14 protein-coding genes are annotated in these 11,883 nt (G+C 50.8%); 1 reads left to right on the plus strand and 13 read right to left on the minus strand.

Features of this window, described 5'->3' with window-relative positions; genetic code table 11:
• Nucleotides 1-26: 26 nt before the first annotated feature.
• Both WFJ73_RS09105 and WFJ73_RS09110 read right to left on the minus strand, forming a co-directional pair.
• Nucleotides 27-512 (minus strand): hypothetical protein, encoded by a 486-nt coding sequence (locus WFJ73_RS09105; RefSeq protein WP_336772716.1) that lies wholly within the window; start codon nucleotides 510-512, stop codon nucleotides 27-29.
• A 158-nt stretch (nucleotides 513-670) separates the two neighbouring features.
• The gene (locus WFJ73_RS09110; protein WP_336772717.1) at nucleotides 671-1,336 is read right to left on the minus strand and encodes a TerC family protein; all 666 of its coding nucleotides are present in this window, start codon (nucleotides 1,334-1,336) and stop codon (nucleotides 671-673) included.
• Nucleotides 1,337-1,494: 158 nt separating this feature from the next.
• On the opposite strand from WFJ73_RS09110, the gene WFJ73_RS09115 reads away from it, so the two are divergent.
• Nucleotides 1,495-2,196 (plus strand): TerC family protein, encoded by a 702-nt coding sequence (locus WFJ73_RS09115; RefSeq protein WP_336772718.1) that lies wholly within the window; start codon nucleotides 1,495-1,497, stop codon nucleotides 2,194-2,196.
• 24 nt (nucleotides 2,197-2,220) lie between these two features.
• Here the strand turns inward: WFJ73_RS09115 and thiI are convergent, their stop codons facing one another.
• The 11 genes from thiI to WFJ73_RS09170 form a co-directional block, all read right to left on the minus strand.
• Nucleotides 2,221-3,441, minus strand: coding sequence for a tRNA uracil 4-sulfurtransferase ThiI (thiI, locus tag WFJ73_RS09120; RefSeq protein WP_336772719.1), 1,221 nt, complete (start codon nucleotides 3,439-3,441; stop codon nucleotides 2,221-2,223).
• 1 nt (nucleotide 3,442) lies between these two features.
• A complete protein-coding gene (locus tag WFJ73_RS09125; RefSeq protein WP_336772720.1) occupies nucleotides 3,443-4,600 on the minus strand; it encodes a cysteine desulfurase family protein in 1,158 nt (385 codons plus the stop codon).
• A gap of 116 nt (nucleotides 4,601-4,716) precedes the next feature.
• Entirely contained in the window at nucleotides 4,717-5,403 is a 687-nt protein-coding gene (locus WFJ73_RS09130) for a lytic transglycosylase domain-containing protein (protein ID WP_336772721.1), read from the minus strand.
• Between the two features lie 146 nt (nucleotides 5,404-5,549).
• Nucleotides 5,550-6,149: a nitroreductase family protein gene (locus tag WFJ73_RS09135; protein ID WP_442955937.1), complete on the minus strand. Its 600-nt coding sequence runs from the start codon at nucleotides 6,147-6,149 to the stop codon at nucleotides 5,550-5,552.
• Between the two features lie 204 nt (nucleotides 6,150-6,353).
• Nucleotides 6,354-7,082 carry a DUF6081 family protein gene (locus tag WFJ73_RS09140; protein WP_336772723.1) on the minus strand — a complete coding sequence of 243 codons (729 nt, stop codon included), beginning with the start codon at nucleotides 7,080-7,082 and terminating at the stop codon, nucleotides 6,354-6,356.
• 45 nt (nucleotides 7,083-7,127) lie between these two features.
• Nucleotides 7,128-8,036: a prenyltransferase gene (locus WFJ73_RS09145; RefSeq protein ID WP_442955938.1), complete on the minus strand. Its 909-nt coding sequence runs from the start codon at nucleotides 8,034-8,036 to the stop codon at nucleotides 7,128-7,130.
• A gap of 179 nt (nucleotides 8,037-8,215) precedes the next feature.
• Nucleotides 8,216-8,974, minus strand: coding sequence for a hypothetical protein (locus tag WFJ73_RS09150; RefSeq protein WP_336772725.1), 759 nt, complete (start codon nucleotides 8,972-8,974; stop codon nucleotides 8,216-8,218).
• A complete protein-coding gene (locus tag WFJ73_RS09155; protein WP_336772726.1) occupies nucleotides 8,971-9,669 on the minus strand; it encodes an ABC transporter ATP-binding protein in 699 nt (232 codons plus the stop codon). Before WFJ73_RS09155 ends, WFJ73_RS09150 begins: the two co-directional genes overlap by 4 nt.
• Nucleotides 9,670-9,674: 5 nt before the next feature.
• The gene (locus WFJ73_RS09160; RefSeq protein ID WP_336772727.1) at nucleotides 9,675-10,070 is read right to left on the minus strand and encodes a GntR family transcriptional regulator; all 396 of its coding nucleotides are present in this window, start codon (nucleotides 10,068-10,070) and stop codon (nucleotides 9,675-9,677) included.
• Between the two features lie 44 nt (nucleotides 10,071-10,114).
• Entirely contained in the window at nucleotides 10,115-10,873 is a 759-nt protein-coding gene (locus WFJ73_RS09165; RefSeq protein WP_336772728.1) for a DUF2705 family protein, read from the minus strand.
• Nucleotides 10,866-11,819 carry an ABC transporter ATP-binding protein gene (locus WFJ73_RS09170; RefSeq protein ID WP_336772729.1) on the minus strand — a complete coding sequence of 318 codons (954 nt, stop codon included), beginning with the start codon at nucleotides 11,817-11,819 and terminating at the stop codon, nucleotides 10,866-10,868. The genes WFJ73_RS09165 and WFJ73_RS09170 overlap by 8 nt, the downstream gene beginning before the upstream one ends.
• Nucleotides 11,820-11,883: the final 64 nt, after the last annotated feature.

Raw genomic sequence — 11,883 nt, forward strand, 5'->3', positions numbered from 1 at the left:
CTTTCCTTACATTACTTACCGGACATTTACCAGCGGCGCGAGCGGTTTGTGATTACCATCCAGCCACCGGCAACCATCAGGACAAGCGCAACAAGATAAATTCCCCAGCTCCATAACAAGACGAGCAACAGAAAAACTGCTGAAGCAACGGCAAGCGTTACAGACGCCGTAAGCGCAAATCGCGGGCGGGACGAGCCAAATAAATAATATTCGTAAAGACCGATGGCTGCGCCTAGCAGGAACAGCGGCCACAAATATTTCAGTGCATCCCATCCAAAAATGTTACAAACCATAAACAGCAGCGCAGACACGGTTAGTATTCCACCAGGTACAAGCGCTGCCGCGGGAAGAAGCCTGCCGAAATAAAATACATGCAGCAAAATTCCCGGAATGAGGACGAGCAGCGGCCAAAAAATAGCCCCCAAAAAGCTGAATACACCAAGTTTGCCCAGTAAAATAACGACCCCAGCTAGTAACACAATAATTCCAGCGGAATATTTGTTATTAGGCATTTGCGTTCCGCTCCTTACAACGTCTACCCCCATACAGACGTACGACGCCAGTTTTTATCTATCATAGTTTAAAGGAACTGCGATGAAAATACCAGCGGGAACAGAAGGAACATTGCAAAAAAATACCGTTCACCTGTGAACGGTTTGTGAAAATGGGTTTAAGTTCTCCGCTTCAATAAACCGATTATGACGACAAACGGGATGCAAAGCAGCGGTATAGCTTCGGCAGCCGTTCGTGATCCGTTAAACAATAAGGCATCCATTCCCGGATCATGGACAAGCATTCCTCCTGCGGCATAACCAAGCAGCCCGGCGCCGATATATACAAGCGGAGGAAATTTGTGCAATAGATTGCCCAGAATCTGGCTCCCCCAAATGATCATCGGAATGCTAAGCGCGATCCCAAGCAGGATAAGCACCGTATCCCCGTCCGCTACCGCCGCAATCGCCAGGACATTGTCGAGACTCATAATAAAATCCGCCGCGACGATTGTGCGTACCGCCTGGGACAACGATCCGGATTTCTTGCGGGTCATATGCAGATCGCCCTCGCCCTCCTGTCCGGCGTCCGCAAGGAGCTTTGCCGCAATATACAGCAACAGCAAGGAACCAATAGCCTGCAAATAAGGAATCTGTAGCAAAGAAATAGCAGCCAGCGTCAGCAGGCATCGCAGCCCGACAGCAGCCAGCGCTCCCCACCATACCGCCCTTTTGCGCTCCTTTGGAGGCAGCTGTTGGCTGGCCATTGCAATAACGACGGCATTATCTCCGCTTAATAACAGGTTAATCAGGACAATTTGAAGAAAAGTCAGCACACTATCCATTTTGCGTTCGCCCCCTCTCTTACCACCTGTATGAGAAACGGACAAGTTTTATGAAGGGATGTCCAAAAAATTTTTGAATCCTCCCCCGTCCTTCGTGCGTAGTAAATGAAGTCTTTCGAGACTATCGGGATATTTGTCGGAAGGGAGGGTCACGAATAATGGATGTATTTACAGTAGATTTTTGGCTGGCACTGCTCAATATTGTCTTTATCGATCTCATTCTGGCAGGCGACAACGCCATTGTTATCGGTATGGCCGCCCGCAACTTGCCGCAGCATCAGCAGAAGAAAGCCGTCCTATGGGGTACGGTAGGCGCAATCGGCATCCGCATCATTGCTACGGTCGCCGTGGTACGGCTGCTCGGTTTGCCTTGGCTCCATCTGGCAGGCGGTCTCCTGCTTCTATGGATTGCATATAAGCTGCTTGTACAGGAAGACGATAAGCATGGCGACATCAAAGCCGGAAATACGCTTTGGCAGTCGATTCAGACCATCATTATCGCCGATGCGGCAATGGGAATCGATAACGTCATCGCAGTCGCAGGCGCCTCGCACGGCAACACGCTGCTTGTTATTTTAGGCCTACTGATCAGCGTACCGGTTATCGTCTGGGGCTCCACGCTCTTCATTAAGCTGATCAACCAATTTACATGGATCATTTATCTGGGTTCCGGTGTACTGGGTTATACAGCAGCCAAGATGATTACCCATGAAAAAGCGTTCGAGGGTTTCTTCAAGGACAACCCCGCTTTTTATTGGACCTTTGTCATTCTCGTCATTGCGCTGATTATCGCTGCGGGATTGTTGACCAATAACCGCAGAAAGCATGCTGTACAAGAAAAAAGCAGAGAAACCGTCTAACGGGTTCTCTGCTTTTTTAATATTTTAAAACCAGCGGTCTTCCCCTGCCGGTTCCTCCTCGGGCTGCGCTTCCGGTGTGAGCTCCATGACCTCCGTACGCTCCACGGCCTCAAGCAGCATTTGCTCCAGCTCCGAAATATAGGATTCCGCCCGCTCCACAACGTTCAGGTTCGGATTCGTGGTTGGCGATTTCGGCAGGAACAACGTACAGCAGTCCTCATAAGGAAGGATGGAGGTTTCGAAGGTTCCGATCCGCACCGCTTCGTTAATAATCTCCTGCTTGTCCATCATGATAAGCGGCTTCAGCAATGGCAGTACCGTCGCCCGTCCGATTACGTTCATGCTGGACAGCGTCTGGCTGGCCACCTGACCGAGGCTCTCTCCCGTCACGATGCCGCCGGCACCGTTTCGGACAGCCAGCTGCTCGGTTATGCGGAGCATGGCGCGGCGCATCAGCGTAATCATCATGCTGTCCTGCTTGGCTTGTACCAGCCTCGTCTGAATGTCGGTAAAAGGCACCAGATGGAGCTTCAGCGGAGCTCCTGCATAGTAGGACAGTCTTCTCGCGAGATCAATGACCTTCTCCTTCGCCTTCTCGCTGGTGAAAGGGTAGCTGTGGAAATGCACCGCCTCCAGCTCCAGACCTTTACGCATGGCCATCCAGCCCGCTACCGGGCTGTCGATGCCGCCCGACAGCAGAAGCACCGCTTTGCCGTTCGAGCCAAACGGGAAGCCTCCGGCTCCCGGAATAACCGTGTTGTAAACGAAGGTTCCTTCCTGGTAAGTATCGACGCGCAGCTCCACTTCCGGTTTCCGCACGTCTACTTTCAGATCGGCGAAAGCGCGCAGCACATGGGAACCTACCAAGTGGTTCATTTCCTGCGAAGAATGCACAAACGGCTTCCATGCGCGCTTCGCGTTTACCTTGAAGGTTGCCGGTTCTTTCTCCAGCCCTTTCATCAATTGCAAGGCCGCAGCTTGAATGTTCTCCAGCTCGTTCTCCACCTGGATCACCGGGCTGAACGAAATGATGCCGAATACATCCTTCAGCCGCTCCGCAATCGGTTCAAACGACTCTCCGTTCAGGGAGATGGTCATCCTTCCGAAGGACTTGGCGTAAGCCAATGCGGCGAAGCTCTTCAGAGCCAGCTTGATCTGCTGCTGCATCCGCTTCTCGAATTGATTGCGGTTGCGTCCCTTCATGACGAGGTCGCCATAACGGACAATCACTTTATCGTAAATCACGTTAAGATTTGCTCCTTTCAAGCGGCTTCAGCTGCGCAACGGTATTGCTCAGCATCTCAACCAGCTTGTCGATGTCCTGCTCCGTATGCTCGTCTCCAAAGCTGATGCGGATTCCTCCAGCCGCACGCTCTGGGGTTGCTCCCATCGCCAGCAGCACCTTGCTTGGCTTATTATCCTTCGAGGAGCAGGCCGATTTCGTCGAGATGATTGCGCCTTGCTCCTCCATCATATGGACGATAACTTCCGGCTTCATGCCCGGATAGGAAAAATGCACGATATGCGGCGCCATAACCGCCGCGTCCTCGCTGCCGTTCAGCACAAGCTGCGGAATCCCCGCAGCCTGCCGGATTAGCCGCTCGCGCAGCGCATACATCCGGCTGCGGTTCTTCTCTTCGGCCTGCATGCTCATTCGCAGCGCTTTAGCCGAGGCGACAATGCCCGGTACATTTTGCGTGCCTGCCCGCATGCCGCGTTCCTGCGAGCCTCCGGATTGCAGCGGCTGCAATTGCAGACCCTCCCGCACATACAGGTAACCGACGCCTTTAGGTCCGCGAAGCTTATGCGCCGAACCGCTGAGCAGATCGATTCTCCACTCCTTTAGTTTAACCGGGAGCTTGCCGATGCTCTGGACCGCATCCACATGGAACAGGATGCGCGGGTATTCGGACAGCAGCTGGCCGATCTTCTCAATCGGCTGTATGGATCCTACTTCATTATTGACATGCATGATGCTGATCAATATCGTCTCATCCGTTATAGACGCCTTTAATTGCTTGAGATCCACATGCCCCGTCGAGCTGACAGGCAAATAGGTTACCCGAAAGCCTTCTTGTTCAAGCTGACGGAAGGCATCATTGACGGATGAATGCTCAATCTGGGTAGTAATCAGATGATTGCCCCGGCTGCGGAATTGCCTTGCAGCCCCTTTTACAGCGAGATTATTACTTTCCGTTCCGCCCGACGTAAACAGCCATTCCTCCGGCTTTACGCCGAACTGCTCCGCAAGCACGGAACGGGAACGGCCAATCAACTTGTCGGCTTCAACTCCGGCGCGATGAATAGAGGAAGGATTGGCGTAATGAGCTTTCATAACTTCCGCGAACGTATCCACAACCTCCGCGTAAGGCGGTGTGGATGCGCAATGATCGAAATACAGCATATATTCAACACCTTTCCTAAAAAGAGAAAACCTCTATCGAGACCGTTCAAGATGAACGGCCGCGTTTAGAGGCAAGTTGTATCTCCAAACCAAATTTCAAATCATAATCAAGCGGACTAATAGCGGGCTCCAAGCACCTTGCCTACGTACCGCTGCGTTTCTTCCGGAAGCTTGTCCAGGTTTGCTAGCAGTTCGCTGTCCGTTGAAATGCCAAGCCGGTCGATCCGGCCGGGCCCGGCATTATAAGCGGCAAGCGCCACTTGTTCATTACCGTTGTATTTGCCAAGCAGATAAGATAAATATTTCGAACCGCCATCAATGTTCTGCTGCGGATCGAGGGAATCCGTTACCCCAAGACCGCGGGCAGTCGAATCCATCAGCTGCATAAGTCCTTTTGCTCCTACGGAGGATACCGCATCGGAATTGAATCCGGACTCTGTACGAATAACACCTCTGATCAGTTCGGGATCAATGCCGTATTTGGCCGCTGCCTCCGTAATCAGAGCGTCATAATCGGATGTTGCGGAATTGCTTGTCTGATCCGTTCCGCCGCTTAATGCGGTACTGTACAAACTAGGCACGCTAGCCAGCTTGGCAAGCGATTCCGAAGTAAGCATACTTGGCTGGATACTATCCATATCGGCAAAATCGCCGTTCATATATTGAGACAGCAAAAAGTCAAACATGGACGTACTGCCGTCGCCGCTATTCACGTCAAGCGGATTAGCAGCCGTTTGAAAATCCAGAGTTGGTGAAAGCTGCAGCTGGAGCAGCTGCTTCAACGTACGCGAGTCGATACTCATAGGGTCCTCCAGTCGAATAAAAAAGGGTATAAATGATGTATCGGTTTTTATTGTACATGTTTTTACTTATAACGGCTAGTACTGCGGCTCCCATGCATAGAAAAAGCAGCTCCAACGAATCGGAGCTGCTCTTTCCTATAGCGATATTATTTGAAAACTTTCACGCGCTCGTCGATTGGCTGGAATTGTTTCTCGCCCGGCGCTGCAGTTGGAGTACCAAACGGCATTTGAGCAATCAGCTGCCAGCTGGCAGGAATGTTCCAAGTTTGCTTCACTTCTTCGTCGATCAGCGGGTTGTAATGCTGGAGGGAAGCGCCCAGGCCTTGCTCCTCAAGCAAAGTCCATACAACGTATTGAACGATTGCGGAAGAGTGCTGCGACCATTTAGGGAAGTTGTCGGCATAGCTTGGGAACTGGTTTTGAAGGCCTTCAACGACAGTTGTGTCTTCGAAGAACAGCACCGAGCCATAGCCTGCCTTGAAGCTGTCAACACGTTGTTCCGTGGAAGCGAATTGATCGGCAGGTACAATTTTGCGGAGTGTTTCTTTTACGATGTTCCACAGTTTAGCGTGGTTTTCGCCAAGCAATACAACTGTGCGCGCGCTTTGGGAGTTGAATGCGGACGGCGAATATTTTACTGCATCTTGCACAAGGCCGATGATTTGGTCGTCCGAAATTGGCGATTGATTGCTGATAGCATAATAAGTGCGTCTTGCTTTGATAGCCTCAATAAGGGATTTCGAAATAGTAGAAGTATTTGACATTTTTGTCTGCCTCCTAGGTGATTTATAAGTAACTTTATTTATGTTAGTAACATTACATTACTCCGAAGGCTGTGTCAAGCACTTCGCCATTTATTTTGCCTAATCCGCTCTTTAATACAAGTGTCAAGATTGACCAGCGAACAAAACAAAAAGGCCGCTCCTAAAGGAACGGCCTCGTCAGAACTCTTATTCGGTTACCGTAATCGTAATTGGCGAATACTCCCCTATAACCGTCTGTCCATGAACGGATACGCTTCCTTCCGGCGACAGATCCTTTTCCGTCATAATGCCAAGCGCTACCGTGAACTGGTTGAATTTCACCGGTACGTTATGCTCCCTTCGCACTTCCGTACCGTTTACGTAGAAGACAATCTCGTCATTTTCGCGGTTGTACGTAATTTTGTACGTATTGAACTCGCGGGCCTGGAATTCGGTTGATTCCTTGAATACGCAGAAATATCTTGTCTTGTCCGTCTCCGGTACCGAAACGCCCGGGAATGGCAGAACCGCATAAACGCTTGCGTATTTGTCGTTGCCGGCAAAGAAGTCCAGCGCGCCGCCAGTTGTGAAGTCAAGCAGGTTTAACGAAGCGTAACCGTCGTACAAATCGCCGGGCGCCGTGTTCTGCGAACGGGCGCGGATCTGGAGCTCGAAGCTGATCTCGCCCTTCTCCGGCACTTCCACCGGCTTCGCCGAATAATACATATGCTTGGCATTGTCGAGAATCTGAATCTTGTCATGCTTGCGGCTAAGCGGAGCGCGTACGTACAGAATACCGTTGCGTACGATAACAACCGCATCCGGCTCGCGGTATTGCCAGAACGTACCGTCCGGCAGCGGGAAGCCGCCAATCGTCCATACTTTGCCTTCGTCAAGGATCGTATCGAAATCCCCAAGCACCCATTGTTTACTCATCTTCTGTTCCCTCGGCTTTCCTTATGAAATGATGACCGTCTTCTCTTATAAGAGGCCTTGAATGATTAATGCAGCAATCAAAATAACGCCGCAACGGTTTGTCGCCTTAACCGAATTGCCCATCAACGGCAAATAGGCGTGGGAAGGATTATGCTCCTTCAGCTTGCCGTACACGGCATACAGCGGTACAGCCGTTACTAATCCAAGCAGCGCGTACCAAGGGAGCGCACCCGCAAACACGCAAATAATCAGCGAGACGTAAGCAAGAACGAGCAGCCATCTGGAGAAGACCAGCGCTCTTTGTTCTCCCCATACGACAACCAGCGTTTTTTTGCCGGCCTGCTTGTCCGCCTGCCAGTGCAGAAAATGGTGATTAAATAAAATAAGCGTGGTAAGCAGTCCGATCGGAAGCGAAAGCAATAACGCCCGGTAGTCGAGCTGCGAGGACTGCACATAGTACGCGCCGGCAACGGGTAAAATACCAAACGACAGCAGGATTGCGATTTCGCTATAGCCCTTACCGCGATAGCCGAAACGAATGGGCGGCGCTACATAGAAGTAAGCGATCAATGCTCCAAGTCCGCCAAATACGATAACCGGCCATCCGCTGATCACCGACAAAATAATACCGCTGACCGCTGCAATTCCGAATAGCGACCAGGTTACGGCTGCAAACACTCGGATCGACCACGTTCCGTTCGTCAAATAACCGGAGTTTGTCGAGATAACCCCTTCGGCCTGTTTGGCAGCTTCATCCGTTCCGTTGTAGTAGTCCCACAAATCATTGATCATATTCGAGAACAAATGCGCCGCGCCCGAGCCAATAAGCGTGAGCAGGAGCAGCCAGATATTAAAGTTGCCGTCCCACACAAAAGCACCCAATGCGCCAAGCGCAACGGGAATAAGCATAACCGGAAGGACGCGTATCCGCGAGGCCTTCATAAACTGCTTCATGATGTTATTCAAAGCTGCAATTCTCTCCCTTCTTCATGATCCGTCCAACCTCATCAAATTTAATTGAAACACTTTGAGCAAGGGACCGTCAACTGAAAGAATAGGGCGAAAGCATCAATTTCTGACAAAAAAAGAGCTTCCCTGGGCGCTTAGCACCTCAGAAAGCTCTATCGCAAATCCTATCCTCTAGTCTCAATCTTCCGGTTAATCAGGTAGGTCATCGTATAGACCAGCAGAACGATGACGACAGCTTCATAGAGCAGCGGTCCCCAAAAATTCGGGACACTGGCCTGCACATGAACGACCTGTTCAGGGGAATCAGTTATTTTCACGTTAACGGATTTAAAGAACTGATCCGTAGAGACATCCATGCTGGGGAACAGTTTCGTTTCCACCCATTGAATGGCGAGCTGCAGCCCAATAAAGAGAGCAGCGCCTATCCAGGAGCCCTTTTTCCCACTAAATACCTTCGCTACCGTAATGCTTGAGAAAATAATCAACACGAACAAGATACTTGAGATCAGCATCGCCCAAAAGCCTCTGTCCGCGAGAATATCGAATACCCGCAAATGTACCGTGTCCACGACACCGCCAAGTACAATCAGATGGATCACGCCAATAACTCCAATAACAATCAGCCCCGCGATTCCGAGCAATAGCGGAGACAACACCGTATATAAGGCTGGCAACGGGAGAAGGCGGCGGTTAAAATACCTGAGGTTACGCTCGTAAGTCCTGCATACCGTTACGCAGAGCGAAATCGTTATAGCCAAATAAACAAGAAAGGTCAGCACGTAAATCAGGTCCGTATCCAGGTTCTTAACCCCGCCGTATACGGTTACCGCGCCTCCGGTTAATACGAATAAGGCTCCAACGATAAGCAAAAAACTTGCGTTACGCTTCCAATCGTATTTGACCAGCTTAAGCAAATTCATCATTCCGCGAACACCTCTTTAAACAGCTCATCCACGCTTTTGCCATGCGAGAACCGGATCGTCTCCACTTCCTCCTGAAGGACAATGCTTCCGTTCTTGATCAAGATGACCTCATCGAAAATCCGTTCAATATCCCGTACCAGATGGGTGGATATAATCAGGCAGCTGTCTTCGTTATAGTATTTAACGATCGCATCCAATATTTTCTCTCGGGCAACCGGATCCACGCCGCCAATCGGTTCATCCAGCAAATACAGCTTGGCGTTGCGGGACAAAGCCAAGGTTAGCTGCAGCCGTTCGTTCATCCCCTTGGACAGCGTGCTGATCCTGTCCGCAGGCTGCAATTTCATGAATTGCAGCATCTCATCGGCTTTTGCGGCGTCAAAGTCCGGATAGAAGTCTTTGTAAAAGCCAATCGCATCCTTCACCCGCATCCAGGATTCCGTCAGCGGCTTATCCGGCATAAAAGAAGTCAAAGCTTTGGTCCGCTGACCGCTTGGTTCCCCGCAGACGAGCAATTGACCGGAGGATGGCGGCATGAGGCCCGCGGCGATTTTCATCAAGGTGCTTTTGCCGCTGCCATTGCTGCCGAGCAAGCCTATAATCCTTCCGGGCTGGATTTTGAAAGAAACATTGTCCAGCGCACGCTTGGCTCCATACGTTTTTGTTACTCCCGATAGCTCCAAGATCGATTCCACGTCTCTTATTCACTCCTGTCAGTACGGCTTACCGCTTTGCCGTCTTTTACGGCATCCTTCACGATGGCCACGATATCGTCCTTCTCGAAGCCAAGCTCTTTCATCCCCTGCACAAAGCGTTCGAGCAGCTCGCCCGCCATTTCTTTCTTGATTTGCATAATCGTCGACTCCCTACTCGTCACAAATCGGCCAAGTCCTCGTCTTGTCTCTACAATACCTTCCCGCTCCAGCTCCTGGAACGTACGTTGAATCGTATTGGGGTTAATCTGCAGCTCAAGGGCCAGATCCCGCACCGATTCGATTTTGTCCCCGGGATTTAATCTGCCGGTAATAATCTGCTTCTTCACATAGTTCATAATCTGAATATAAATCGGCATATTGTTGTCAAATACAATTGTCACGGGTCAAGATTCTCCTTTCCATCTGTCGGCCCCAAACGCCTCGCTTAAGCGATGTCGCGCTTCTTGAAAACGGCGAAGCTGACGGATAGGAACAGCGCCATATATACCAGCAGTATAACAATGGAAAAGGCTAGCGTCATCCCCTCAACCGGCACTGCATCGCTGCGGTAGACAGACAGATCCGTATTGGCGAACAATAAATACTTCGTAATCGTATAACGGGACAGCAGCATGACCAAAAGGCTTCCGACCATCATGGAGAAAATACCGATGCCGATTGCCGCACCATTTGATTTTGTCAGAATGCCAATCATAAACGTCAGCGTTACGAACACGATCGAGTAAACGGCCAGGCTCGCTATATTGCTGAGAAAATCCGTCCATGTCGATTCTCCCGCCCCGCCGCCGTATACGATATAACCGGCAACTACGGCAAACACGGCTGCGGTTACGACTAACGTCAGCGCGTAAAGCACGGAGATGATATACTTGGAAGCTAAAATTTTGTGACGGCTTTGCGCCCGGATCAGGAGAAACTTAATGGTGCCGTAGCGGTATTCCTGCGTCACGCTGCCTGCCGCAGCCAGAACGGCAAGAACCGGGACAAGCTGGCCTGCGGCTTGAAGCATAATCGTGCCGGTTGCGAAATCAACCGTTGAATTCAGGCCGTCCGGCGACAATTTGTAAAAAGCAAAAGCTAAAATCGCGAAAACGACAGCGAGAATGGCATAGGCGACGAAGAACGATTTCTTTTTGCTGAGCTTAAGCCACTCGTTAATTAATAATCCCGTAAAGTTACGCAATGCGGTTACCTCCCGTCAGCTTCATAAACTCTTCTTCCAAGGTTGCGCGTACTTCCTCAATCCGGTAAATCGCAACCCCTTCCGCCGCAAGCTTCGCGACAAGACCGGGAATCTGATCATGCAGCAGCTTAATGGCAATCCGGCTCGTGAAGGAATCGGCTTGCGTTACCTCGACCCCGTCGATTTGGCCGATTACTTCTTGCGCTTGCCCCGCGTTTCCTACCTGCATGGAGATGGTGAGCACCTTCTGCTTCGGCGATTCCGTCTCCCCGATGGAACGGGCCGTTACAAACTTGCCCTCTTGAATGACAATAACGCGGCTGCACATCAGCTCAATCTCGCTGAGCAAATGGCTCGAGACTAGAATCGCGATCCCTTCGGACTCCGCTATCCGCTTTAAATATTCGCGCATCTCCTTGATTCCCGCCGGATCCAGACCGTTGGTCGGCTCATCCAGAATGAGCAGCTTAGGCTCATGGAGCAGCGCTTGCGCGATGCCAAGACGCTGGCGCATGCCAAGCGAATAAGCTTTTACCTTTTTGCCGAGTGCCTCCTGCATGCCGACCAGCTTCGTAACCTCCTCAATCCGGGCGTCGGTTACGCCCTCCGTCATCCGCTGGTATTGCTTCAAATTGTCGTAGCCCGTCATATACGGGTAGAACTCGGGGTTCTCGATTATTCCTCCTACATGCCTAATCGCCTTCTCGAAGTTCGTCCGGACGCTTTGCCCGCAAATCCGCACATCCCCTTCCGACATCCCGATTAAGCCCACAATCATCCGCATCGTTGTTGTTTTGCCTGCACCGTTTGGACCAAGCAATCCAACAACCTCTCCCTTTGCAATATCAAAGGATAATCCGTCCACAATCGCTTTGCTGCCGATCTTCTTCGTTAAACCGTCCAATTGAAGCACGATCGACGGATTCGTAATTTTTGCCGTTGTCATAGCGCCTCTCCTTTTGTATTAGTGTCATAGTTGAATAGTACACTAGATCATTAGTGATGTAAAG

It is taken from the genome of Paenibacillus sp. MMO-58 (assembly GCF_037146255.1).
Taxonomy (GTDB): Bacteria; Bacillota; Bacilli; order Paenibacillales; family Paenibacillaceae; genus Pristimantibacillus.